The sequence below is a fragment of the Pseudoalteromonas sp. SR41-7 genome (assembly GCF_014163935.1).
Classification (GTDB): Bacteria; Pseudomonadota; Gammaproteobacteria; order Enterobacterales; family Alteromonadaceae; genus Pseudoalteromonas; species Pseudoalteromonas distincta.
Genome location: NZ_JACJEF010000066.1, coordinates 1 through 223 on the forward strand (window position 1 = coordinate 1; position 223 = coordinate 223).

General features: G+C 38.1%; 1 rRNA gene. It reads right to left on the bottom strand.

What is annotated here, in order from left to right:
- Positions 1–15 precede the first annotated feature (15 nt).
- Positions 16–130: ribosomal RNA gene (rrf, locus tag H5092_RS20525) — 5S ribosomal RNA — on the bottom strand.
- Between the last annotated feature and the right edge of the window lie 93 nt (positions 131–223).

The following is a 223-nucleotide window of genomic DNA, read 5'->3' on the forward strand; positions in this document are numbered from 1 at the left end:
TCTCTACAATTTGAAGCCTGGTAATGTCCTACTTTCACATAGCAAATGCTACACTATCATCGGCGCTGTTTCGTTTCACTACTGAGTTCGGCATGGAATCAGGTGGGTCCAAAACGCTATTGTCACCAAGCAAATTTGGGCGTTAATCCGTATCGCTACGCACTAACTGAATTTGGAAAATATCTGATAATATTTTTTAAGTTTTTCTAAGTAATATCTACTT